At 48.5% G+C, this 24,971-nt stretch carries 23 protein-coding genes; 5 read left to right on the forward strand and 18 right to left on the reverse strand.

What is annotated here, in order from left to right:
- Window positions 1–33: 33 nt before the first annotated feature.
- Window positions 34–1,116, reverse strand: a complete 1,083-nt coding sequence (locus OXB_RS16500; RefSeq protein WP_041075624.1) for a bifunctional 3-deoxy-7-phosphoheptulonate synthase/chorismate mutase — start codon at window positions 1,114–1,116, stop codon at window positions 34–36.
- 173 nt (window positions 1,117–1,289) lie between these two features.
- Here OXB_RS16500 and pilM point away from each other — a divergent pair, with 173 nt between their 5' ends.
- Entirely contained in the window at window positions 1,290–3,449 is a 2,160-nt protein-coding gene (gene pilM, locus OXB_RS16505) for a cell division protein FtsA (RefSeq protein WP_231860326.1), read from the forward strand.
- Window positions 3,450–3,495: 46 nt separating this feature from the next.
- Here pilM and OXB_RS18145 read toward each other — a convergent pair whose 3' ends face one another.
- The 9 genes from OXB_RS18145 to OXB_RS16550 form a co-directional block, all read right to left on the reverse strand.
- The gene (locus tag OXB_RS18145) at window positions 3,496–4,185 is read right to left on the reverse strand and encodes a YtxH domain-containing protein (protein WP_052484119.1); all 690 of its coding nucleotides are present in this window, start codon (window positions 4,183–4,185) and stop codon (window positions 3,496–3,498) included.
- A gap of 32 nt (window positions 4,186–4,217) precedes the next feature.
- A complete protein-coding gene (locus OXB_RS16515) occupies window positions 4,218–4,709 on the reverse strand; it encodes a DUF948 domain-containing protein (protein WP_041075626.1) in 492 nt (163 codons plus the stop codon).
- A 479-nt stretch (window positions 4,710–5,188) separates the two neighbouring features.
- Window positions 5,189–6,502 carry a UDP-N-acetylmuramate--L-alanine ligase gene (murC, locus tag OXB_RS16520; protein WP_041075628.1) on the reverse strand — a complete coding sequence of 438 codons (1,314 nt, stop codon included), beginning with the start codon at window positions 6,500–6,502 and terminating at the stop codon, window positions 5,189–5,191.
- 79 nt (window positions 6,503–6,581) lie between these two features.
- Window positions 6,582–9,263, reverse strand: a complete 2,682-nt coding sequence (locus tag OXB_RS16525; RefSeq protein ID WP_041075631.1) for a DNA translocase FtsK — start codon at window positions 9,261–9,263, stop codon at window positions 6,582–6,584.
- 106 nt (window positions 9,264–9,369) lie between these two features.
- Window positions 9,370–9,978 carry a YtpR family tRNA-binding protein gene (gene ytpR / locus OXB_RS16530; RefSeq protein ID WP_041077028.1) on the reverse strand — a complete coding sequence of 203 codons (609 nt, stop codon included), beginning with the start codon at window positions 9,976–9,978 and terminating at the stop codon, window positions 9,370–9,372.
- Between the two features lie 2 nt (window positions 9,979–9,980).
- Window positions 9,981–10,793: a DUF1444 domain-containing protein gene (locus OXB_RS16535; protein WP_041075633.1), complete on the reverse strand. Its 813-nt coding sequence runs from the start codon at window positions 10,791–10,793 to the stop codon at window positions 9,981–9,983.
- A gap of 57 nt (window positions 10,794–10,850) precedes the next feature.
- The gene (locus OXB_RS16540; protein ID WP_041075635.1) at window positions 10,851–11,366 is read right to left on the reverse strand and encodes a hypothetical protein; all 516 of its coding nucleotides are present in this window, start codon (window positions 11,364–11,366) and stop codon (window positions 10,851–10,853) included.
- A 74-nt stretch (window positions 11,367–11,440) separates the two neighbouring features.
- Window positions 11,441–11,962 carry a DUF84 family protein gene (locus OXB_RS16545; RefSeq protein WP_041075637.1) on the reverse strand — a complete coding sequence of 174 codons (522 nt, stop codon included), beginning with the start codon at window positions 11,960–11,962 and terminating at the stop codon, window positions 11,441–11,443.
- Between the two features lie 16 nt (window positions 11,963–11,978).
- Window positions 11,979–13,052 carry a M42 family metallopeptidase gene (locus OXB_RS16550; protein ID WP_041075639.1) on the reverse strand — a complete coding sequence of 358 codons (1,074 nt, stop codon included), beginning with the start codon at window positions 13,050–13,052 and terminating at the stop codon, window positions 11,979–11,981.
- Window positions 13,053–13,217: 165 nt separating this feature from the next.
- On the opposite strand from OXB_RS16550, the gene OXB_RS16555 reads away from it, so the two are divergent.
- Window positions 13,218–13,532 carry a peptidase M4 gene (locus OXB_RS16555; protein ID WP_041075641.1) on the forward strand — a complete coding sequence of 105 codons (315 nt, stop codon included), beginning with the start codon at window positions 13,218–13,220 and terminating at the stop codon, window positions 13,530–13,532.
- A 73-nt stretch (window positions 13,533–13,605) separates the two neighbouring features.
- A complete protein-coding gene (locus OXB_RS18980) occupies window positions 13,606–13,761 on the forward strand; it encodes a hypothetical protein (RefSeq protein WP_158333765.1) in 156 nt (51 codons plus the stop codon).
- Between the two features lie 296 nt (window positions 13,762–14,057).
- Here the strand turns inward: OXB_RS18980 and OXB_RS16565 are convergent, their stop codons facing one another.
- From OXB_RS16565 to dat, 4 genes are all read right to left on the reverse strand, one after another.
- Window positions 14,058–14,906 (reverse strand): YtnP family quorum-quenching lactonase, encoded by an 849-nt coding sequence (locus tag OXB_RS16565; protein WP_041075645.1) that lies wholly within the window; start codon window positions 14,904–14,906, stop codon window positions 14,058–14,060.
- A gap of 86 nt (window positions 14,907–14,992) precedes the next feature.
- Window positions 14,993–15,640, reverse strand: a complete 648-nt coding sequence (gene trmB, locus OXB_RS16570; RefSeq protein ID WP_041075647.1) for a tRNA (guanosine(46)-N7)-methyltransferase TrmB — start codon at window positions 15,638–15,640, stop codon at window positions 14,993–14,995.
- Between the two features lie 23 nt (window positions 15,641–15,663).
- Window positions 15,664–16,635 (reverse strand): nuclease-related domain-containing protein, encoded by a 972-nt coding sequence (locus OXB_RS16575; protein WP_041075649.1) that lies wholly within the window; start codon window positions 16,633–16,635, stop codon window positions 15,664–15,666.
- 23 nt (window positions 16,636–16,658) lie between these two features.
- On the reverse strand, window positions 16,659–17,513 hold the full coding sequence (gene dat / locus OXB_RS16580; RefSeq protein WP_041075651.1) for a D-amino-acid transaminase: 855 nt from the start codon (window positions 17,511–17,513) through the stop codon (window positions 16,659–16,661).
- A 382-nt stretch (window positions 17,514–17,895) separates the two neighbouring features.
- Between dat and OXB_RS16585 the strand changes: the two genes are divergently transcribed.
- Window positions 17,896–18,117, forward strand: coding sequence for a DeoR family transcriptional regulator (locus tag OXB_RS16585; protein ID WP_041075653.1), 222 nt, complete (start codon window positions 17,896–17,898; stop codon window positions 18,115–18,117).
- Window positions 18,118–18,180: 63 nt separating this feature from the next.
- Here the strand turns inward: OXB_RS16585 and OXB_RS16590 are convergent, their stop codons facing one another.
- The 4 genes from OXB_RS16590 to OXB_RS16605 form a co-directional block, all read right to left on the reverse strand.
- Window positions 18,181–18,909 carry a pseudouridine synthase gene (locus OXB_RS16590; protein WP_041075656.1) on the reverse strand — a complete coding sequence of 243 codons (729 nt, stop codon included), beginning with the start codon at window positions 18,907–18,909 and terminating at the stop codon, window positions 18,181–18,183.
- Between the two features lie 12 nt (window positions 18,910–18,921).
- On the reverse strand, window positions 18,922–20,532 hold the full coding sequence (locus OXB_RS16595) for a putative polysaccharide biosynthesis protein (protein ID WP_041075658.1): 1,611 nt from the start codon (window positions 20,530–20,532) through the stop codon (window positions 18,922–18,924).
- 306 nt (window positions 20,533–20,838) lie between these two features.
- Window positions 20,839–22,266, reverse strand: a complete 1,428-nt coding sequence (locus tag OXB_RS16600; protein WP_041075660.1) for an aldehyde dehydrogenase family protein — start codon at window positions 22,264–22,266, stop codon at window positions 20,839–20,841.
- A 99-nt stretch (window positions 22,267–22,365) separates the two neighbouring features.
- Entirely contained in the window at window positions 22,366–23,526 is a 1,161-nt protein-coding gene (locus OXB_RS16605; RefSeq protein WP_041075662.1) for a DUF3221 domain-containing protein, read from the reverse strand.
- Between the two features lie 141 nt (window positions 23,527–23,667).
- On the opposite strand from OXB_RS16605, the gene OXB_RS16610 reads away from it, so the two are divergent.
- Entirely contained in the window at window positions 23,668–24,954 is a 1,287-nt protein-coding gene (locus OXB_RS16610) for an NAD(P)/FAD-dependent oxidoreductase (RefSeq protein WP_041075664.1), read from the forward strand.
- Window positions 24,955–24,971: the final 17 nt, after the last annotated feature.

The following is a 24,971-nucleotide window of genomic DNA, read 5'->3' on the forward strand; positions in this document are numbered from 1 at the left end:
AGCCGGAACCATGAAAGTCCCGGCTTCGCATTATCAAACAGTTTGGTACGATTTCATGAATTGCAGGATGGAATCGTAAAACTCGTTGAATTGCGCGATATCCATTTGTTGAGCTGAATCGGACAACGCAACAGCCGGATCTGGATGCACCTCTGCCATCACTCCGTCTGCGCCTACTGCGATGGCAGCCTTCGCCGTTGGAAGGAGAAGATCTTTTCTGCCTGTTGAGTGCGTCACGTCAACGAATACCGGTAGATGCGTTTCTTGTTTCAAGATCGGTACAGCCGAGATATCCAATGTGTTCCGTGTAGCCCGTTCGTATGTCCGGATTCCACGCTCACATAGCATGATTTCGCTATTCCCTTTGGAAATGATATATTCCGCGGCATTGATGAATTCATCAATTGTTGCTGCAAGACCGCGTTTCAGAAGGACCGGTTTATTCACCATGCCCGCTTCTTTCAACAATTCAAAGTTCTGCATATTCCGTGCACCGATTTGGATGACATCGATATAATCAAGCGCCTCTTCCAAGTGTGTCGGTGTGATGATTTCCGTCACGACGGATAGACCTGTTTCATTCGCCACACGTTTTAAAATCTTAAGACCTTCCAGACCGAGTCCTTGGAAATCATATGGAGACGTACGCGGCTTGTATGCGCCACCTCTGATCATCGTCAGCCCTTTTGCCTTGATGGATTGCGCGACCGCCAATACTTGTTCGTACGACTCAACGGCACATGGCCCGAAAATGAAGGATGGCTTGCCGTCCCCGATTTGGTGGCCGTTGATATTAACAATCGTATCTTCCGGTTTTCTTTTGCGGGAGACTAGGAGCGCTTTCCGTTGCTCGTCTTCCTGTATTTCAAGGGCAGACATGAAGATCCCTTTGAAAATCTGTTCCAATACGCCGTTCGGCAATGGACCATTATTGTAGGCTTTAAGGAAGTTCAGCATTTCTCTCTCACGGATCGGATCATATCTGTTAACACCTTGCTTTTCTTTCACTTTCCCGATTTCCTGAACAACAGCAGTCCGTTCATTGATCAAGTCCAATATCTTGATGTTCAAGTCATTTACGCTATCGCGCAATTGATCTAGCTCATTCTGTCTCATCAGACATTCTCCTCCCCGTACCATATCATCCCTTTTCGAATAAGGGTTTCTATGTTACATTTTTAGATAATAGACCTAGTATAATGAATGTTGATTGAAAAGTCACGTATTTTTCTAATAAATTCGGAAACATGACTTAATTTTAATCAATTTAAGGTCCAAATTCCTGCAAAATGAAGGAAAGGGAGTGGAAAGTCCTGACGAACACATTATTCGCCCTCGATATTGGAACCCGTTCCGTCGTCGGCATCATCTTGAAGGAAAACGGCGGCCAGTTCCATGTAGCCGACCTTGTCACGATCGAACATAAGGAACGGTCGATGATCGATGGACAAATACATAATATTTTAAGTGTTGCCGATGTCATCAAGGACATCAAAAAGACGCTTGTGGACCGCCATGGCCCTTTGAAACGGGTCAGTGTCGCAGCGGCAGGCAGAGCGTTGAAGACTGCCGAGGGCTCCATGGTCATCGACATTTCCGGGAAACGCCTCATCGCCACCGAAGATGTGAACCGCCTGGAATTGGCAGCTGTCCAAAATGCCCAGCAGAAACTGCTTTCCTCCGATGCAGTCCGGCAAGAGGATGATTACTATTATTGTGTTGGTTATTCGGTGCTCCATTACAAGTTGGAAGGGGAGGAGATCGGCAGCCTGATCGATCAGGCTGGGCGTTCGGCAGCCGTCGACGTCATCGCCACCTTCCTGCCCCGCGTCGTCGTGGAATCCTTGCTGTCCGCCTTGAATCGTGCCGATTTGGAAATGGAGGCATTGACATTGGAACCGATTGCGGCGATCAATGTTCTCATCCCCCCTTCCATGAGGCGCTTAAATGTCGCCTTGGTGGATATCGGGGCTGGAACATCGGATATTGCCATTACAGATGATAATACGGTCATCGCCTATGGAATGGTGCCGCTTGCGGGCGATGAAATAACCGAGGAGCTGAGCAGCCATTATTTGCTGGATTTTCCGGTTGCGGAGAATATAAAAAGACAAATTTCGAATATGGATGAAGTGACCATCACCGATATATTAGGGTTCGAACAGCAGATCCCTTCGACCGAAGTGGCTGAAGCGATCGGACCAGCCGTCAGCCGGCTCGCGCAAGCGATTGCCGGGGAGATGATCCGCCTCAACAACGGCAAGTCGCCAAAAGCGGTCATGGTCGTTGGTGGAGGAAGTTTGACACCCGGCCTGACAGAACAGTTAAGCTCTGCATTGGATCTTCCCTTGAACCGGGTCGCCATACGCGGTTCGGACGCGCTGTCAGGCGTGACAATGGAAGCGGAGCTTGCCCCATCTCCGGAACTCGTCACACCGATCGGCATTGCGATAGCCGCCAAGCGGGCTCCGATCCATTACATGTCAATTGCAGTGAACGGAAAAGCGATTCGCCTGTTTGAATTAAAGGAGATGACAGTCGCCGATGCACTCTTGGCGGCCAATATAAAAGCAAGTCAATTGTACGGAATGCCCGGACTTGGCATGTCCATCTCGGTCAACGGGAAAAGCATCTTGCTTCCCGGGGAGCATGGACGGCCTTCCACCATTTTAGTAAATGGGAAGGAAGCCGATACGAAAGATTTGATTTCCAACGGGGATACGATTGAAATCACATTAGGGCAAAATGGAAAAGATGCGTATGCGACTGTCCGGGATTTGCTGGATGATATGGTATCGATCCACGCCACAATTGATGGCGAGCCTGTCACGCTGGCGCCCGAAGTGTCTTTGAACGGGGCCAGTGTCAGTTTGGACACGGCCGTTCAAGATCGGGATGAAATAGTTATTTTCCATCCGCGAACCGTGGCGGACGCTCTCGCTACATTGGGGAAGAAGGACTTGATTCAACCGGTTTTCACCTTGCAGGTCGATGGCAAGACAGTGACTCTCAAAGGGCAAGCGACTGAATACTACCTAGGGGCGGCTCCCATCTCCCTATCCTATATCATCCGGGATGGCGATGAGATTACAATTCGCCCAGCTGCTTCCCCGACCGTAGAAAACATTGCGGCTGAACTCGGCAAGAAGTTGGAGGAAACGGCAACAGTCACATTCAACGGCGCAGCTCTCGATTTGAAGAAGCCGCTTCATGCTGTCATCTTGAATGGACAACCCGCTGGTGGCAAAACGGCAGTGAAACCCGGCGATCGGCTGGAAATGAACCCGCTCGGACAAAGTGGATTCACGTTCAGTGATATTTTCGCCTTTACGGACTATACGCTTCCGGGAAGTTCGGCCAGTCAATACAAACTGTTGCGGAATGGGACTCCGATCGGTTTCCACTATCCCATTTTCGGCGGTGATTCATTGGAAATCATTTTCTATTGAATGGAAAAAACCCGCAGACCAATTAATGGTGTGCGGGTTTTCCAACTTATTTCGGTTCTTCTACCGAGATATGGTTTTGGTTGGTGATCTTTTCTTCACCGATGTTTTCGCTATTATCATAAGCGACATCACTGTTTCCGGTAGATTGTTGATCGGTTTCCTCATTTTTCTTCGTGACAGCATCTTTTAATGCTTCACCTGTTGCAGTCAATGTATCCTTCCCTTTTTCAATCGTCGCCTGGACATATTCGATCGCTTCCTCCCCTTCGGAGGATGCTGTTCCGTCATCCATCGGGGCAGCGGTTTTGGATGTCATCGTTTTCACTTTGTCAACCAATTGGCCGGATTGCTCCTGGATTGTTTTCGTCAATCCACCCGTCTTCTCTTTTGCTGCCGATGTCAATTCGGTCGCTTTTTGTTTCGCTACGGAACTCAATTCGATACTTTTATCTTTCAATTGTCCCGCCTGCGTGGAGAAGTCTTCGCGCATTTCAGTGCCCGTCTTCGGCGCTAAGAACAACGCAGCGGCCGCTCCGATTACACCGCCGACCAAAGCGCCGAACAGGAAGCTTCCTGCACCGGAACCGTCGTTTTGATCGTAGAACGAGTCGGTACGGCTGCGATCGTATTGATAATTGGTCGGTAAATAGGATGGTGCATCACCAAAAGTGTTTTTATACTGTCCCGGATTGTACTGTGAGTCATTGTAGTTCGGTTTTGTCGTTTGTTCAGACATTTTCAATTCCTCCTATTTCGTATGACGATTTTTTATTGAAAGCGGTCTGCCGGACTGGGAAGCCGTTTCTGCCCTGCTACGGGCTTATAGACGGTCCAACCATCAGATGTTTCTTCTCTCCGCTCCTTCACTTTATCAAGAATCCCGAGAACGACGTTGCTCCATTGGACCACTTGGGCGATCTTATCGCTATTCCGTTCGGCTTCGGTCGTAATCGAGTCGCTGACGCGCATGATGGATGAATTGAATCCACTTACAGACTCGCCTACACCTTTTACCGCATCAACAACCGAGTTCAGCTTTTCTGATTTCTCCTGGATGTCTTCAGCCAGTTTGTTCGTCTTGTTCAGCAGTTCGCTCGTTTCCGAGGTGATTCCTTCAAGTTGGGTCGTTAGCCCATCCATCGTTTCCGAAACGGATTGCAATGTCCGTTTCAATGAAACTAGGGTGATGGCAAGGCTCACACACAAAATAAGAAATGCAAGGGCAGCGACGATGGCCGCTATGTACAATAAGTTCTCCAATGGCTTTACCCTCCTAAACAACTTTCCATAGCTTATAATTACCCTTATTATAGATAATATAAACATGAAGCACTAACTAACCTCTTCGACATACCTCCCCCAAATCCTTCATAAAACGGGAATTGTTTTGGTGAATTTTATTTTATATAAAATGTAATAAAGAAGTGGACATTACAAGCCAACCGTTGCTTTCCGTTCCGGGCGGACGCTTTCCGCGGGCACGGCTTCAATCAATCGAACAGCGAAGGGTTCGATTTGTTGCCAAACGCTTCGCTTTTTGGCACAAAGGCCGTTCTTCGTGACGGCCTTCGCTGGAGTCGCCGCCCTCCACTCCAAGCAACTGGAGCCACCCATTACAAATCATTTGTTCGTCGTTCTATATAGAAAAAGATGATGAAAAACGGATATCGAGATGGTCGTTTCTCACGGTTGTCGAAACGCCTTCCCCCAACTACGAAAAACAGCTTGATCCCGCGGGATCAAGCTGTTTCGTCTTTTGTAATAAAATCCTTGAAAGCATAAAGGTATTTCTGAACATCGCCAGCGCCCATGAAAAGATAAACGGCGTCATTGTGATCGTCCAGCATCTGGATCGTATCAAGATTCAAATAGACGGCACCGGGAATTTTTTTGACCAGTTCATCGATTGTCAGATTCCCTGATTTTTCACGTGCAGAACTGAAAATATCACATAAGTATACATGATCTGCACCAGATAGGGTTTCCGCAAATTGATCCAAAAGTGCAGAGGTCCGAGTGAAAGTATGCGGCTGGAAGATGGCAACCAGTTCCCGATCCGGGTACTTCTGTCTTGCCGTCTGCAAGGTTGCCCGGATTTCATTCGGATGATGGGCATAATCGTCCACAATGATGCGGTCATTGATCCGCGTGATGGAGAAACGCCGTTTCACTCCGGAAAACGTCGACAGGCGCTCTTGGATGGTCGCTACCGGAACCCCTTCGTAATGGCAAAGCGCGATGACTCCGAGCGCATTCAAGATGGAATGATCTCCTGCTAATGGTATCGAAAAAGTATAATAATACTCGTTTCTAACGAAAACGTCGAAAGTCGAACCATCCACCGTCTTAACGATATTCTTGGCCGAGAAATCATTGGATTCCTCAAACCCATAATAGACGACGGGGACATTAGCATGGATCCTTTGTAGATTCGGATCATCCCCGCATGCGATGAGCGCTTTTTTTACACGCAACGCCATGCTCGAAAAAGCGTCCATCACGTCTTCCAAATCCTTGAAGTAATCGGGATGGTCGAAATCGATGTTCGTCATAATCGCATAATCCGGCTCATACGCCAAGAAATGACGTTTATATTCACATGCTTCGAAGACGAAAAACTCACTTTCCTCCACTCCCTTGCCAGTGCCATCCCCGATTAAATAGGATGTCGGAGCAAACCCGGACAATACATGGGAAAGCAGTCCCGTTGTCGACGTTTTCCCGTGGGAGCCTGTGACTCCAATCGATATGAAGTTCTTCATGTAGTTGCCGAGGAAATCATGATAACGAATGATTTCGAGTCCGAGTTCCGCAGCTTTTTTCAACTCCGGATGATCATCCGGAAAAGCGTTTCCGGCTATCACTGTCATCCCTGGATGTATATTATTTTCATCAAACGGTAAGATTGGTATTTTCCGATTACGCAGTGGCTCTTCCGTAAAAAAATATTTCTCCACGTCCGAACCTTGTACTTTCTGCGAGGAATCATGAAGGATCTGAGCGAGCGAGCTCATCCCCGACCCTTTGATTCCCACGAAATGGAACAATGTCATAATGCAACCTCCCAGGACCATTTCTGTTCCTTAATAAATAGCTGTTCTTTTTTCATTAAATGTACAAGAAAAGGCTTGCCTATTCCTTATATATTTTCTCAAGATCGTTTTCTGTCAGATAGACATCCCTTGCTTTGCTTCCCCGTTGACCTGAGATGAAGCCTTGTTTCTCCATCCGGTCGATCAATTTCGCTGCACGGTTATAGCCGATGCTGAAATGCCGTTGCAAAAGGGATGTAGAAGCGCTGCCTTGCTCGAGTATGAAATGGCATGCCTCTTCATATAGCGGATCCTTTTCCTCCTCATCGGCGGCATGCGCCAAGAGGTCTTCCTGGCCGAACAGATAATCCGGTTCCGCTTCGTTTTGAACATGTTCTATTATACGTTCAATTTCGTCATCCGTGACAAATGTCCCTTGCAGACGGACAGCGGAGGATTGGCCGTTACCGATGTAGAGCATATCCCCTTTACCAAGAAGACGTTCGGCTCCCGGGGAATCCAAAATCGTCCTTGAATCGATTTGAGAAGAAACCGAAAAGGCGATCCGCGTCGGCACATTGGCTTTGATCGTTCCGGTGATGACATCTACAGATGGACGCTGCGTCGCAATAATGAGGTGGATGCCGCAAGCCCGTGCTTTCTGGGCAATCCGGCTAATGGACACTTCGACATCCGCCGGTGCCATCATCATCAGATCCGCCAATTCGTCTATCACAATTAATAGATACGGCATTTTCAATGAAAACTTCCGGCTCTCGATCACTTGCCGGTTATACCGGTCAATATCCCGGACGCCCGCATGCGCCAACAGTTCATAGCGGCGTTCCATTTCCGCGACCGCCCATTTCAAGGCGGCCGTTGCGGCTTTCACATCGGTGATCACCGGGCTGATCAGATGGGGGATTCCGTTGAACGGGGCAAGTTCCACCATCTTCGGATCGATCAGCATCATCTTCAGATCGGTCGGCGGTGCTTTATACAGCAGGCTGATCAATATCGAGTTGATGCAGACGGATTTCCCCGAGCCAGTTGCCCCCGCAATCATTCCATGGGGCATCTTCCGAAGGTCAATCGTCACCGGTTTGCCTGTCAAGCCCAAGCCGAGGACGGCCTCCAGCGGAGATGGCGAGTTTTTGTATACATCGGAGCCGATCACTTCGGAGATTCGGACGGGTCGTGTCTTCCGGTTCGGGATTTCGATGCCGATGGAGCTTCTGCCGGGAATCGGTGCCTGAATCCGGATATCTTCGGCAGCCAGCGCCAGTTTCAGGTCGTCCGCCAAATTCCGGACCTTGCTCACCTTTGTCCCTTGAGCGACCGTCAATTCGAATCGGGTCACCGATGGACCTTGTACCGCCTCGATGACAGTTGCTTGGACGGAGAAATGGGACAAGGCGACCTCCAATTTTTCGGATTGCGACTCCAGCCATTCTGAATCCTCAACCTGGTCTTCCGGCGGTATCAAATAATCCAAGGAAGGGAACGCGTAATACGGCGGTTCCACTTCCTCTTCCGGCTCCATCGTCGACACAGCGTCCGATGCCACTTCGTTTTGTGCGACTTCAGGCGGCTCAGGCTCTGGCCGAGTTTCCGGCGGCCCTGAAACCGGCTGTGGGGGAGTGGAGGAATTGGTTTCGGCCTGCACAATCTTCTCCAGCTTCTCTTTATCCGATTTCAACATCAACACATTGAAAGGGACAATCCGCTCTGTAGCTGATTGTGCGGAATCGTCACTCTCCTCAAGCGGCTCTTCCATTTTTTCAGGAGGGTCGGACATAGGTTCATCCTGTTCATCCATGATTGGTTCCTCGAGCTCCGGTTCGTGTGGAATAACGGTGGATTCATCCGCTACCGGTTCCGGTTCAGGCAGATTGGACAGTTGATCGGCAACATCGGAGTTCGATTGCTCCCGTTCAGAGCCTTCATCGATTTGCTGCTCCAAAACATCTTCGTCATCCGGCTCTATCCATTCTTCCATCGGTTGTTCATTTACCGATTGTTCTTCTATCGGCAAATCGCTCTCAGCAGGTTCTTCCACGATAGCATGGTCAGAAGCCGACGGAATATGGGTCTCTTTTTCCGTAGTATGGCCGATTGCCTCTTCAGCAATTCCCGTGAAAACTTCAGAACCCCTCGCCGCAGCTCCTTCTATCGAATCTTTCTCCACCAAGCTTGCGAGAGTGCTAGGCTGTTCATCCGGGATATTCTCCCATTCCTTCACATTCTGCTTCGATATCCCGCTTTTCCGCTCTTCTTCCATACTACGGTCGACCAAATTTTCCGGTCTGGAAAAGCCGAAAACAGGCGACGGGATGGCAGTCGGCGTGAACGGCCTGCCGTTTCGCTTTGTTTCAATTTTCGCCGATGCAGGCTTCTGCTCTTTTCGGACAGGTTTGGGTGCTATCCTTTCATGACTTGGTTCAGATCCGTACTTCAGCCGGGACGAACCCGCTCTATGTATTGTTCCGGTTGCCGGTGTCTCGGGCCATCTTTCATTCTTATATAATGGTATTGTTTCATAGTCATCCTCTTCACGACCAATCGGCTTTTCAACTGGTTTCCGTTCCGGCCTTTCCTCGTCCTCTTCGTCCCATCCGTAGATTTCGGCATCCGTAATGATCGGAAAGCGGAAAGACGGCGGAGTCTTCGTTTCGGTCGGAATCTCTTTTACCTCTTCTTGCTCTATGCTATCAATCTCATCGAATTTTTCTTCTTCATCCGGCCCGAACAGCCGGTTCACTACCTTTTTGAACCAACTCATACAATCACTCTTTTCGTGTCAATCAATCTATTTTAACAGGTCTGCCGCGTCTAAATCAAATCAATCCGAGAAACACGAAAAACGTACCAGTTCGGTACGTTTTGGGTCATGACAAGCGGTATGGAGTTCCAGGCTCTTCATTGTCCCCTAGTACAAGTATCCCTTTTTCAGAAGGGGCATTTGGAAGGGCAAGTTCTTTGGCGGAGCAGATCATTCCAGATGAAGGGATTCCGCGAAGCTCCGCATCCCGTATTACAAGTCCGGACGGCATGACAGCCCCGACTTTCGCGACGACAACATGTTGACCGGCTTCCACATTAGGTGCGCCGCATACGATTTGTACCGTTTCCTCGCCGAGATCGACTGTACAGACACTGAGTCGATCCGCATTCGGATGTTTTTCTTTCGTCAATACTTTTCCGACGACAAACTTAGGGGAAAGGTCAATGTCCAGCGTGTAGTCGGAATCATTGGCGCGGATCGCTTTTTGGAGCTGTTCCACCAGCTCGCCAGACACCTCGATATTCCCCTTTCCATCAATCGTCATATAAGTCGAGGCGTGGAAGAGGTTGGCCCCTACCACTTCCCCACTCTTTTCATCCTGGATCCAGGCTATATCTTTTTCCCGTTTCGCCAACACGGCTGCCGGCTTCGTCGCGGAAAATTGGATGAGCAGGACATCGCCTACCCCAGCAGGATTATAGAAAATATTCATCTTCACTTTCGTTCCTTTCGCGTCACTCTATTTTTGGCCATGATGAAAATCGGCTCCAGTTTTCCATCCTCGTAAATGAAGGATAGCGAGGTGACGGGCACCGCGCCGACGGTAAAGAACTGCATCGTCAATTGGGCCAAGACATCATATCCTGTATCATTGCGGATATCGCCGATGATCAGGACGTCCTGATGCGGAACGGAGACGGTCATATGACCTTCGATTTTGCTTTCCATTTCTTTCAAAAATGCGCTGTTCAATATACGGCTTGCATCATATCCGTCATTGTTGTTGACGAAGTAATAGATATTGCCGGATACTTCATCCTTTTTCATCGAAGTCGGAAGGGATCGCACTCTGAATAGAGCAGATTCCATAATTTCAGTGTCAGACAGGCCAATCGATTCCACCATGTTTTCATCGATCAGCCGATAAGTGGTCCCAAGATCCAGTGCATAATAGATCCGTGTTTCCGCTGTATGCTCTTTTGTCAAGAAACGGTGTCCGGCGGAACTTTCCAATGGGAAGGAAGTCGATCGGATGACCGGGTAAATGGACGTTTGTCCAGCAAAGCCTTCCTCACTTTCCTTTTCCATGGCACTGAACGTTTCGCGGATCGTATAGACGACCTCTTCGATTGCTTGGTCTTTTTTCTCTTCATACTTCGCAAGTATTTCTGGGAGCGAAATGTCCATCCCTTTTTTCAAGTCCGTATGCTCCAGCCGCACCTTATCGGTTTTCCGGTCAAATCGCCATGTGAACTTTTCGGATGGCAATCGTTCTTTCAACAGTTCTACCAGTTGCTCGGATTTCATATTCCATCCACCTTTCCATTCTGTAACGTCTACAGGAAGAGGTCGATTGGCAGAACGTCACTCCTGCTCAACCGACCGTACGATTTCCATCATTTCCTCCAAGTCCGTTTCGATATCTCGTTTCTTGGAGACAGTTGTCATTTTAGCCCCGCCTACACTCGCAATCAATTCAAATTCATCCTTGCCACTCTCTAGGACAGCGGCAAAACCGAAATTTCCAGCTTCCTCGAATGTCGACTCTTCGATAATCTCTTTGTTCTGATCAGCTTGCAACAGATCATAGAAAAGCTGGCTATCCCTTTCTTCGTTCGGGTTGACGAATAGGATGTACGTATCATTGCCTTTATTGAACACTATATTTTGAGCATCCGAATCCTCTGTCACAGCGAACCCGGCAGGCTTATAGTAGCGGACTTCATCTGTTTCTTCCGTCGGTTTCTTGGCATTCGCTAAAAAAGCGGCTCTGGCTGCTTCGATTCCATTCGTTGCTCGATCATCCAGCGATTTGCCACAGCCCACAAGAAGGATGAGGGACAACGTTATTAGGAATAGGAATTTCCAATTACGGAACATTCGATTTCCCCCAATCATTTTGATTTCCCTCTCCATTTTAAAGTTGTTACTAGGCAGTTGCAACCATCGTGCTATCAGTTTTGATTCTCAGAAAATTCGAATTGACCGAGCAATAGCAATAAAATATGCTCGAATAATTGGTTGCGGTTCACGAGATGGGCGGTGAACATGCCGATTGCCCCTTCCCGTTGGGGAATTCCGCTTGCATGGAAAAAGCGGTCCACCACCGGTCCCAACTCACCGCCTGCCAACAACCTTTCGGCAATCTCTAATGGCAGCGGAATTTGTGCACCCGCTGCCGTGAACACTTTTCCGTCCGATAATGCCAAGGCGCCCCAATTGCATAGATACATCTGACGGCCCACCATCCGGACGCCCCCTTCGAATCCGATTCCGATTGCGCCGCTTTTCGTCTTAGCAGCCGCAATTGCCCGGTTGACTGCCCCTGCCATCGTCTCTTCATCCCCGAATGGCTGATCGGATACGCCGGAATTGACATTTCGCATCTCTAATTGGGCGGAAGGATATTGCCCGTGGATGACTGCCGCTGCCGCTTGCACTTTTGCTTTGTTTGTCGAGCCGATGACAAAGTCCACCGCGTTTCCTTCTCTCTTACACATTGTTCTTTATCGTTTCCACTGTCGTTCTATCACAAGCTTTGACCAATTTGACGAGAAGCTCCTTGGCTGCTGCGTAATCATCCGTATGAATGATGGAAGCGGCCGTATGGATATAGCGTGAACAAATGCCGATGACAGCGCTCGGAACGCCTTCATTTGATATATGGACCTGTCCGGCATCGGTCCCGCCCGGAGATACGAAGTATTGATAAGGAATATGATGCGTTTCCGCCGTGTCGAGAATGAATTCCCGCATACCTCTGTGGGTCACCATCGTGCGGTCAAAAATTCTTAATAAGACACCTTTGCCAAGCTGTCCGAATTCGTCCTTTTTACCGGACGCATCATTGGCCGGACTCGCATCCAATGCAAAAAACAGGTCGGGCTGGATCATCCGGGCGGCCGTTTGCGCCCCCCGTAAGCCGACCTCCTCCATGACGGTCGCTCCGGCGTATAACTGATTCGGCAACTTTTCTTGATGGACTTCTTTCAGCAACTCAATGGCCAAGCCGCATCCATATCGATTATCCCAGGCTTTCGCCATAATTTTTTTATCGTTGGCCATCGGAGTGAATGGGCAAACCGGGACAATCTGTTGGCCCGGGCGGATGCCGATCTTTATCGCATCTTCCCGATCATCGGCTCCTATATCGATCAGCATGTTTTTGATTTCCATCGGTTTGTTGCGGACTGCGTCACTTAATAGATGGGGCGGAATCGAACCGATCACCCCGACAACCGGACCAGTTTCGGTGATGATTTCAACGCGCTGGGCGAGCAGCACCTGGCTCCACCATCCACCCAATGGCTGGAATCGGATCATCCCGTTTTCCGTGATGGCACTCACCATGAATCCAACCTCGTCCATATGGCCCGCCACCATGATACGAGGCGCCCCTTCTTCTCCATACCGGACGCCAAACAGGCTTCCAAGATGATCCTGAATTAATTCATCCGAATATTTATCAAGCTCCGTCCTCATGTAACGGCGGATCTGCTGTTCATTGCCCGGCGCGCCAGGCAGCTCTGTCAAAGTCTTGAACATTTCCAACGTTTCTTTCTGCATAAGTCCATGCCTCCCCAAGTCGATATCTCCTTTTAGTGTAGTCCATCTGCCCTTGTGATACCATTGTTTCACTCAGCCCCGCGGAAAACAGAATTTATCGCGACGGCCAGCCCCAAAATGTGGTACACTTATTGACAAACTGATACCGAGGGGGCTTAACGTCGTATGAAAATGAAAGAATTTCTTGCGGGTGTATTGACGGGGGTTGCAGCTGGAATTGTCGTCAATGAAGCGATTGATCGCGTAAATCGTAATGTCCCGGCAGATGCCGTTTTGAACAATGTCAAAGACGCCTTTAAAAAAGAGGGCCCGATCGACGGATCCTGGATCGTCATGAAAACCGAACCGTTCACGAATGAAGTCATCACGATGGATGTCTATCGCGGCGGCATCTCCCGTATCAAAAACGGTGAGTTGGAACAGTACGAGTTCGCTGCCGATGCCAAGACGGGGACTGTCGTGGAATTAGTCCGGAATTGAAGATAAGAAAGCCGTTGCTTCCGTGGGGGGCAGCGGCTTTTTTGTGTTGAGGAGATGGGATGGGAGTTGTGGCGTGAAGAATTTAAGCGCGGGACGGGGAAATATGAGCGCGGGCGCGAAAATATGGGCGTGGAACGCGAAGTATGAGCGCGGGCGTGAAGATATGGGCACGGAACGTGGAAGTATGGGCGCGGGCGCGAAGATATGGGCGCAGGACGCGGAAGTATGAGCGCGGAAGACGGAGTATGGGCACGGAACGCGGAAGTATGAGCGTGGGCGCGAAAATATGGGCACGGAACGCGAAAATATGGGCACGGAACGCGAAGTATGAGCGCGGGCGCGAAAATATGGGCACGGAACGCGAAGTATGAGCGCGGGGGTGTCAGCAGTCAGATGAAGTTATCAGCACTTGTCCGAAGACATCAACATCTGACAGAATTTATCGGTCTTTACAAAAAGGATCATAGAAAAAAGATGGCCGGGGAAGCGAATACGTTTCGCTCGTTCCCGGCCATCCCCCTTATTTCAATAATGCGTTCTTCGCACGGATTCGATGATCTCTTTCCCGGTTTCGTCCCATTGGACCAAGCGGTAGACCGCGTCGTGATAGAAGATGAACTTATACCCGCCGGCCAGTGCTTCTTTCATGATCCGTTCCTTTGCATAGATCGAAGTCATCGGATAGTCGTCAAACGCCAGTACCCATAGCGGATTGCTATGCGCGTGGGTCGGCATGATATCAGCCATGTGCAGGATTGTTTCCCCGTTTTGTGTCAATTTGACGATGCTGTGGCCTTCGCTATGTCCCCCGGTATGGATCATTTCAATGCCCGGCAAAATCGTGATACTGTCCTCAAATGTCTTCACTTGATGCTGCACAGGCTCCCAATTCTCTTTCCAATATGTATTTCTGGAGCGGATATTCGGGTTGCGCATCTCATCCCATTCAATTTGGGTGACGTAGACGTCGGCGTTCGGGAAAAGCGAGACTAATTCTCCATTCCTCCAACCGGTCAAGCCGGCTGCGTGGTCGTTATGCAGATGGGTCATCATGATGATATCGATGTCCTCCGGCTTCAAGCCGAGCGTCGCCAGCTGTTCGTCCATTTTCGATTCCTCGGTCAAGCCGAGATTCCGTTTCTGTTTTTCATCCAACTTCCCTTTCCCGATCCCCGTGTCGATCAGGAGATTCTTCCCTTCAGATTGGATGAGAATCGGATGGTTCACCAGCTCGATCAAATTATTTTCATCTGCTGGGTATTTCCGGGACCAGAGCACTTTCGGAGCTACCCCGAACATCGTTCCCCCATCCAAGAAATTGATCCCGCCATTGAGCCATGTCAATTCCATTCCGTGAAAAGTAAATCGATCCATCTTACCATCCCCTTTGTCCCTAAATCAGTTACATCTCAGCTACTTTGTGTCTTTAGAAATCGCTCAAATCCACAAAGCAATATCTGTTATAGCGTAACAAATTTTGATTCCAACCGGTAGATCGGTTGGCCTTTTTTCGAAAACTTCTCTTCATATTCAGTCATGATATTATCTTCCGGCATATCGGCATGCAAATCCAATGCGACATCGAGCAACTTCATGCCATAGGCGGACATGGAGACGAGCGAGTACTCGAACAGTTTCCGATTATCCGTTTTGAAATGAATTTCCCCGCCCGGCACAAGAACCGATTCATAGCGGCGCAAAAATGTCTCATGTGTCAATCTCCGTTTGGCGTGGCGCGTCTTCGGCCAAGGGTCCGAAAAGTTCAAGTACATCCGGTCCACTTCCCCCTTGTCGAACATCGTTTCCAAGTCCGCCCCATTGGCACGGACTAAGCGTAAATTCGAAGGTTTGTCCGCTTCAATCGCCTTTTCCAAAGCGGAGACGATGACATTGTCAAAATGCTCGATGCCGATATAGTTAACATCAGGATTCGCCAACGCCATCCCGATGATGAATTGCCCTTTTCCAGTGCCCACCTCGACGTGGATCGGATGATCATTGCCAAATTGCGAATGCCAACCGTTTTTCAATTGTTCAGGCTCCAGGATCAATACGTCAGGATGTTCCTGCATGAAATCCTTTGCCCATGGTTTATTGCGAAGCCTCATAAGTAAACACTCTTTCCTTTATATTACATTTTTTCTTCCTTCAACTGATCTTCTTCCACCTCGACCAGTTTGCTCACCGCCGTCGTCTGACCGACGTCCAAAATGGCCTGGGCAGCTTTGAACTGGGTATGTTTCATCGGAACGGACGATCTTTTGATCGCCGCGAGCCACTCGGCGTAATTGCGCCGGTCGATCATTTGGACATCATATGCGGTTCCTGGATAATCAATATAACCATTCCGGGAAATTACATACTTTTTAATCGGGAAATCAATGTCATTGGCCTTGAATATGCCCGCCACGATTTTCTCCATCCGGTTCAATGCAATAAGCGGATTTAATACTTTCGACTCTTTCTCGCCGAGCTTCTTCGTCCAGAATTTATCGCCCCCGCCGATGAACGCCGCTACATCCTCCCTCTCCAACACCGTGATGCAGAGGCATTCGATCGGGGTCACCAAGAGGATGTCCAGTTCCACGGGAGCTTTTTTAATGACGAGAATCGGATAGTAGAACAATAAATAACTGTCCGGCAAATCCTGGGCGAAGCTGCGCAACAGCGAATCCCGCATATAACGCGGATCCACCCTTGACTTGTCCATCAGCGTCGAGCTCGCCCACTTGATCTGGAAATGGAAAAGCTGATCTAAATAGAGTTTGCGCAATTGCTGAAGGTCAGATGGATTGTAGATGATGTTCGGATTGAATCCGAAATGTTCTTCTTCCTCCTCCGTCTTTTCCTCTTGCACTTCCTCTTCCCCGACCGCCTTATTCTTGCCGAAAAGACGAAGGAAGGGCGAGTACCATCGTATTGCTTCCGGCTCTTCGACGTCTTCCTTCTCCTGCTGCCACTCGGTCAGATCCTCCCCGTGCTCCCAAAGCCGTTTCATCCGATCCCATTGGTATGTCTTCAAGCGGATGAACTGCGTCGGATACCGCGAAAGATCCTGTTCATAGCGTGAAATATAATCGAGCAATTTCACCAACTGTGCCATACACTTTCACCCCTCGCTACTCCTCATGCACCCGTCGCGACTGTCGAGATTTGAGACGCAAACGCTTTTTGCAATTGCAAAGTGATCTCGCCAGGACGTCCCGAGCCGATCATTTTATCATCCAGTTGGATAATCGGCATCACTTCCAATGTCGTGGAAGTCATGAATAATTCATCCATCACTAAAGCTGCTTCCAAAGTGAACGGCTCTTCCCTAACGGCCACTCCCAGCTCCCGGCTCAACCGCAACACGACTTGCCGTGTAATCCCGTTCAGTATGAAATTATTCGCGGGATGTGTGTAAAGGACACCATCTCTCACGCCGAACATATTTGTCGAAGCGCCTTCCGTCACATACCCATCACGGACAAAAACCGCTTCCTTGCAACCGGACTCGACCGCCTCTTGTTTCGCCATGACATTCGCCAGCAGATTGAGGCTCTTAATATCGCAGCGCAACCAGCGGAAATCCTCGACCGATTTCACTTTGACGCCTTTTTGCATTTCTTCAGTCGGTCTTGCACCGTCTAACGCATAGGCCGTGAGCATCGGCGCGGCCGCAGGATTCGGAAACTGGTGGACGCGCGGGGCTACTCCGCGTGTCACTTGCATATATACATGGCCAACTGAAATCGAATTGGAAACGACCAATTGCTTTGCCATCTCTATCAACTGCGCTTCCGAATAAGGGATGGTCAACTTGATCTTTGCCGCACTCTCAAACAGCCGTGCAATATGCTCTTCGCCCGTGTACAAGTCTCCATCGTACACTTTAATCACTTCATAGACACCATCTCCGAAATAATAGCCCCGGTCATCTACAGAAATCGAAACATGTTCCTTTTCTACAAACTGCCCATCCACGAAATAGACTGTCATATTCTCTTTCCCTCCACAGTTGTATATAAATCTATCTTAAACGGCCTTCAAACCGGACTGCAACGCACCTTCATCCGACATCTTACATTTTCACATGTCCTGACAATAAAAGAAAGAACCAACTGTCCTAAATCGCTAATTCATTCAGCCAACATGGACCCAATCACTATTCCGCAATAATTTACAGCCCTTTTACAAATTATTTATGCAATTGCTTGAAAAATACGTTATACTGATATTATCGGAAGATTCATCCGATACATTATATAGTAGTTAAAGGAAGTGCAGGTTCGGAAAATAACTTCACCTATTGCCAAGTAACATTCATAAGTCTCATGTCCATTCGTTTTTTGGAAAATGATGATGAAGGAGTGGTCCAAAATTGAAATCAACTACGGATCGTATGCTTACCCGCATCAAGGATGTCTATCTATACATCCTGGATAACGGTACGGTTTCTACTGACACTTTGGTCGAGGAATTTGGCATCACTCACCGCACGGTACAAAGGGATTTGAACGTTCTGGAATATAACGAACTCATCACCAGCCCGGTCCGCGGTAAATGGACAACAACAGCAAAGAAAGTGAAATTACCTTCATAACCGCACGATAGTTTGTCGCACTTAACTAGACAGAAAAAGAGAGCTGAGCCGCTTTGTACGGGTTCAGCTCTCTTCCTTGTTTACAAGCGCCAATAACGACTTCAATTCCTCTTCGGTCAGCTCTCGATACTCGCCGATCGACAATGAGGCGTCTATCTGAAGCGGTCCCATCGATAATCGTTTCAAATAGATGACCCGTTTCCCGACCGCCTCGAACATCCTCTTCACTTGATGGAATTTCCCTTCCGTAATAGTCAGTTCGATTTCCGATTGTTCATCGGACTTCAATACTTTGAGCATTCCAGGTTTCGTCAAATAGCCATCCTCCAACGTGACGCCGGCAGCAAATTTGACTACATCCTCTTCCGTCACGACACCTGAAATATGCGCATAATACGTTTTCGGCACTTCTTTTCTCGGAGACAAAAGATTATGGGCAAGTTTCCCGTCATTCGTCAGCAACAACAGCCCTTCGGTATCCTTATCCAATCGGCCGACCGGGAAAGGATTGAAATGGCGGTCCTCCGCATCGAGCAGATCGACGACCGTGCGATCCCTCCCGTCTTCCGTCGCGGAAATGACCCCTTGCGGCTTGTGCAGCATCAAATAGATGAATTCCTTATAATAGACACGCTCCCCGAGGATGGATACTTCATCTTGGTGAGGATCCACATGAGCCGAGGCATCTTTCACCGTTTCTGTATTGACCCGGACGGAGCCGGTCTTCAACAATTGCCGGACCTCCTTGCGGGAACCGTACCCCATATTTGCCAATAATTTATCCAATCGCAATGAATTGACCTCCTACAGACCGAATTTCGACGTCAGCCGCTTGAGACGGGCGCCGAACAGCTTTTGGGCAAGGCCGATCTTTAAAGATAGATAACCATACACGCCGGCGCCGACTGCCGCACAAACGAAAATATAAAGAAGGGCCTGTATTTTGTTGTCTGCCCCGCCGAACAGGTTCAATACTTTCAATGTCAACAGGACTGCCGCTAACATGATGGCATTCAAAATACCGATCAGAATCAATCTGCGGACCACCATTTGAGAACGGTATTGCAAAGTTTTCGTAATGATAACGATATTAGTTCCGACCGCAACCGTATATCCGATTGCCGTTGCCAAAATGGCGCCATTCGTCTCAAATAGTTTAATGAGCGGGATATTCAATGCCAATTTCAATAACAGCCCGAGAAGTGACGTGAAGACGATCCACTTATGCCGGTCGATCCCTTGCAAAATCGAAGCTGTTACTGTATAGAGCCCGAACAAGATGGCTACCGGGGCATAATAAGCGAGGACGGCCGCTCCCATTTCATCTTTTTCATATAGGAATAGATAAAATTCATTGGACAGGACAATCAGTCCGATAACCATCGGAACTGTTAGAAACAGCATGATCTGATACGTCTGATCCAGGGAGCGGACAATCCCTTTCTGATTCTGTTTTGCATAATAACTTGTAATTACCGGGATGAGCGCCATGGAAAATCCGGTCGCCACCATGACAGGAATCATGACAATCTTATGTGTCAGAAAGTTCAGCATCGATAAGTAAATATCCGAAACTTTGGCCAGTCCGATGGAAACCATCGCTTCATTGAACGTGACCATATCGACAAATTGATAAAGCGGATTAATGACCCCGACCAATATGAACGGAAAAATATAAGCGAATAATTCCTTGTACATATTCCGGAACGACACATTGTCGGCAGGTGGACTATTGGCCAATAAATGATCGAACTCCGGCTTGTACTTCTTCCAATATAAATAGAGGACGAATAGACTCGCCAATGCACCGATAAATGCGGCAAATACTGCAAAGCTGACTGCCGTCCGAGGGGATTCATGCAGGAAATTGACAACGATGAAAGCCCCGGCAAGAACGAATATGATCCGGACAATCTGTTCCACCAATTGGGAGACGGAAGTCGGTTCGAACTTTTGGTACCCTTGCAGAAAGCCCCGCACGAGAGACATGATGGGCACGACAATCAAGGCAAAGCTGACCCAGCGGATGACCGAAGCGATTTCATCAATCGTAAAGATTTGTTCATCATCTTTCCGTACCATATGGGCGATCGGTTCCGCCATGAAGTAAAGGATGAGAAACGAAACAATTCCGGTAAGCGCCATGGCAACCATTCCCGATTTCATCAATTTCCGACCGGTTGCATAATCGCCGAGTGCATTATATTTTGCAGTGTATTTTGAAAAGGCGAGCGGCGCTCCCGAAATCGCAAGGGAAAGCGCGATATTATACGGTATGTATGCGTATTGATAAAGCCCGATGCTCTCTTTTCCGACAATGGCATAAAATGGGATTACATATAAGAGACCAAGCGCTTTCGATAGAAAGAGCCCGATCGTCAAGATGGCAGTGCCTTTAACTAAATTCGATGACATATTGATCCTTCCATTCTCTCTTGAACTGCCCCTCTTCTATTTTTCTGCTGCATAAATGCGCTAATTTATTTAGACGGAACGCAGGCCGAAAGGGTTGCAAGCCGGTCTCATTCCATTATACAGTGTACCCCTCATCCGCCCTTTGCACAATGTATTCTATCCCTTTTTATAACTGCCCGTCAGACAAAAACGAGCTCCCATTGGGAGCTCGTTACCTCTAACAGATGTTATAGAAGCTGACTTTGCTTAAAGTTTTAATCATTACCTCTCCAATTAAAGTCTGGAAATAAGCTGAATTTAAAGGTATTATGACGGCATGCCGACTACCGATTTAATTTCCAAATATTCTTCAATGCCGTAGTCTCCCCATTCACGGCCGATTCCGGATTGTTTATAGCCTCCAAATGGTGCAGAGAAATCTTGAGGGGCCCCATTCACGACAATACGACCAGCTCGAATGGAAGAAGCGACCTTTTCCACAGTTTCGACATCTTCCCCAATAACATAACCTGCTAATCCATATATCGTATCATTGGCAATTTCAATCGCTTCATTAAGATTCTCGTAAGCTAGGATTGACATGACCGGTCCAAAGATTTCTTCTTGAGCGATCACCATACTATTTTGCACATTCGTAAATACGGTTGGTTTTACAAAGTACCCTTTTTCCAAGCCTTCTGGTTTGCCGGTTCCACCTGCAATGAGTGTAGCACCTTCTTCCAGTCCTTTCTCAATATACCCTTGTACGCGATGGTACTGTTTCTCAGAAACAAGCGGCCCCAAGAAACTTTTGCTATCTTGTGGATCGCCAACACGAAAGTCGGGCAAGACTTCTTTCACAGCATCGATAAATTCATCGTGTTTCGATTTTGGAACAAGCGTTCTTGTTGCCGCTGTACATACTTGGCCAGAGTTGAAAACGACATTTGAAACCGCGATTTTAGCCGCTTTTTTCATGTCATAGTCTTCCAGTATAATAAGTGGTGATTTTCCTCCGAGTTCGAGTGCTACTTTTTTGATCGTTTTCGCGGCATTTTCACTAATCTTTTGACCGACAGCTCCGGAACCGGTAAAGGATACAAAATCAATATCTGGGTGAGAACTGATACCATTTCCGACGACTTCGCCAAAACCATTTACAAGGTTAAAGACACCTTTTGGTAAGCCAGCAGCCTGAAAAACTTCAGCGAGAATAATTGCAGCGAATGGTGTAAGCTCAGATGGTTTTAACACAACAGTGCTTCCAGCGGCAAAAGCGCTTGCAAGCTTTGTGGATGTCTGGTTTGTCGGGAAGTTCCATGGTGTAATTAGACCGCTAACGCCGATTGCCTCTTTGCGTATTAACGTATTCCCGCGTCTTTCGGTAAATTCAAAGCTTTCCAATTCTTTTGCCGCTTGACGGAAATGTCCCAATCCCATTTTGTAGTGAGACTTTTCGCTCATTGAAAGCGGCGAGCCCAATTCTTGTGTGATCGCTTCAACGATATCACTTTTACGCTTCTCATATTCATCAGCAATCCGATTTAATAGTTGAATACGCTCTTCTTTTGTTGTTTGGGAAAAAGAAGGAAAAGCGGCCCGGGCTGCTGCAACGGCTTTATCAAGATCTTCTGTTGTTCCATCACTGATTTGCCCGATCACTTCCTCAGTAGCTGGGTTGATGACGTCAATTGTGTTTGAACCGGTGGATTCGACCCATTCACCATTAATAAAATGTTTTAGATGGCTACGCATGTTTAATACCCCTTTTCATAAATTGAATTTTCCTAAGCCTTACTATAACAGTAATTCTTTCGGACTTTTGATTCAATAGGAATGCTCTCAACGCTATAGTTACTCGTCCTGGATTTTAATTACACTTACTTGATCCTCTCCACTTTGCATTGCTTCTACTTTCCAATTCGCTGTTTTTTCATTAAATGTAATCGATCGAATAATGACCATGCCTTCTAATTTCTTTTTTGCTTGTTGAATCACTTTACCAATGACTTCCGATTCGGACAGCTTTGCCTGTTCCGGCTTATACTCGGGCAGGACTTCCACATATTTGGCGCTCCCCTGCCCCGGATACGATTCAGCGATGGGTCCGCTGGCCTCCACCTTCACCCGCTGGCCGACCTTCAAATCGTTTGCCGCGTCGGGGTAGCCGTAATAGACAGCGTCGTAAAAGTCACCCGAGCCGAAATCCCTCGGCTTTGCATCAACGACAAGCATCTGTCCTTCCCCGATTTCCATGACATAGGAGCCTTCAGTGGAAGGGGTAGTAGTGAACGGTTGCTCCGGATAAGTCGTTGTCGGCTCGCCCGGCTCCGCAACCATCCTCCCGGTCTGTTCGAAATGGAGGAGGTGGTCTGCGAATTGATGCCGCAGTTCTTCCTGCTGTCCCTCTTTCAAAAAGTCATGAGATATTTCAATATCCCCCGTCTTCACGTCTGCTGATATGCCCAATGATCCGCGGCCGGTATTCATCGGCTGGATTGCCTCCAGCACGTCATCCTGCAGTTGCCGCAGGTCGTCTTCCGAGTAGGCGCTGCGGTAAAAATGGATTGGACTCGCCAGAATTTTACCGGCACCCACTTGTTGCTGCAATAAATCCACGACCTTGTCCAACCGTTCATCCGGATCTTGGATTCCTATCCAAATGCCCGGTTGCGCCGCATTGTCCGATTGATTTTCATAGAAAAGAACGCCTTCTTTCCGGTGTCCCTCTTCACCATAGACGCTATCCAGCGCCTCCATTACCGCCGGACCTTCAATAGCTTGCACGGCCAAGTCCTCCTTCATTTCCGGATCATCCAGAAGACCATTTTCCTCAAGCTCCTTCAATGCAGCTTCCCTTAACTTGGATTCCTTGACAGTCTGCTTAAGCTGCGCGACAATCTCCCGCTCATTTCCAGCCGATTTTTCCTTCGGTGCCAGGCCGGAGCTATTTTCCGCCGTCCCGCAACCTGCCAGGAACAAAGCGGCCAGTACCAAACCGATTCTTTTCCTCATCTATGCTGCCTCCCTCTGGATCGATACCTATACAATGGGTCGGTTCAGGATGAAAATGGTTACAGAATTTCCCGCATACGCCCAATTCAGCCGACGAGTGTTATAATGTGGACAGATTATAGGTAACGAGGGGATTTTATTATGTCTTACGACAGAAAGAATAATGTAGACGTCATCGTCATCGGTGGAGGGCCCTCCGGTTTGATGGCTTCGATTGCCGCAGCCGAAAACGGAAGGAAAGTCCTACTTTTGGAAAAAGGAAAAAAACTCGGCACGAAACTGGCGATTTCAGGCGGCGGTCGCTGCAACGTAACTAATCGGCTTCCGCTAGAGGAAATCGTCAAAAATATTCCGGGCAACGGGCGCTTTTTATACGGCCCCTTTTCGGTCTTCAACAATGAAGACATCATCCGGTTTTTCGAAGGGCTCGGAGTCGCACTGAAAGAAGAGGACCACGGGCGCATGTTCCCGGTTTCCAATAAAGCGAAAGATGTCGTCGATGCACTGTTACAGCAGATGGACCGATTGGACGTCCAAGTGAAACTCGAGACACGCGTGAAAAAGCTGCTGATGGATGATGAAAAAGTGCTCGGGGTGCGATTGGAATCGGGAGAGGAAATCCGATCTCAAGCCGTCGTCGTTGCGGTCGGCGGAAAAGCGGTTCCGCAAACGGGGTCAACGGGGGACGGCTACCCATGGGCGGAGCGCGCCGGTCATACAGTGACTACGTTATACCCGACCGAAGTCCCTTTATTGTCAAATGAATCGTTCATCGTTTCGAGGGAACTGCAAGGACTCGCTTTGCGCGACGTAGCAGTTTCCGTGCTGAACGCAAAAGGGAAAACACTCGTCACCCATCAAATGGACATGCTCTTCACCCATTTCGGGTTAAGTGGACCCGCCATTTTACGCTGCAGCCAATTTGTTGTGAAAGAGCGGATGAAAAACGGCAATCAGCCCGTCGACATGCGGATCGACTCCCTTCCAACGGATAATGAAGAGAAGGCGTTCCAACTCATTCACACATCACTGAAAGAGGATCCAAAAAAAGCGGTGAAAAACGCTCTGAAAGGCATGGTCCCGGAACGCTGGCTCCTATTTCTACTGGATGAAGCGGAAATCGATCCGGCCGCAACGGGTGCAACCATCGCGTCTGAAAAAATTCGGATGCTCGCGAAACTGTTGAAAGCTTTCACCATGAAAGTGAATGGCACACAACCGATCGAAAAAGCATTCGTCACCGGCGGAGGCGTCTCCGTCAAGGAAATCGTCCCAAAGACAATGGCCTCGCGAATGAAAGAAGGGCTTTATTTCTGCGGGGAAATATTAGACATCCACGGCTACACAGGAGGCTACAATATCACCTCCGCCCTCGTCACCGGCCGGATCGCCGGCATGAGCGCCGGGGAATTCACCTCCGAAAGGTGACAGTCACCAAGACAACT

Source organism: Bacillus sp. OxB-1, from assembly GCF_000829195.1.
Taxonomy (GTDB): domain Bacteria; phylum Bacillota; class Bacilli; order Bacillales_A; family Planococcaceae; genus Sporosarcina.